Annotated in this window: 1 protein-coding gene; it reads right to left on the reverse strand. The window is 51.3% G+C overall.

Features of this window, described 5'->3' with window-relative positions; translation table 11 throughout:
* Positions 1 to 275, reverse strand: a 275-nt coding sequence (locus tag H8L47_RS29305; protein ID WP_222616732.1) for a hypothetical protein, incomplete at both ends; no start/stop codon positions are given.

A 275-nucleotide genomic window follows, 5' to 3' on the forward strand; every position in this document is an offset into this window, starting at 1 on the left:
TGGTGTTGCCTGTGCTGTTGATGGTCAGTGTTTCGTAACCTTGGTTAGCAACGCCTGCAGCGGATGTGCCGGAAACGTTTTGACCAATGTTGACTGTACCAACTTGGACGTCGGACAGGTTCAGTGTACCTGTGTTGGCGCCCAGCAGTGTGCCATTGCCGAAGGAGAATTCAACCACGCCAGCATTGTTGGCGTTGGTGTTGCTCAGGGACAGTGTTTCTACAGCTTGTTTGATGTTTTCAATACGGGCTGTGTTAGTACCTGCTGTGGAAGCA

The organism is Undibacterium umbellatum, from assembly GCF_014284125.1.
Taxonomy (GTDB): Bacteria; Pseudomonadota; Gammaproteobacteria; order Burkholderiales; family Burkholderiaceae_D; genus Undibacterium; species Undibacterium umbellatum.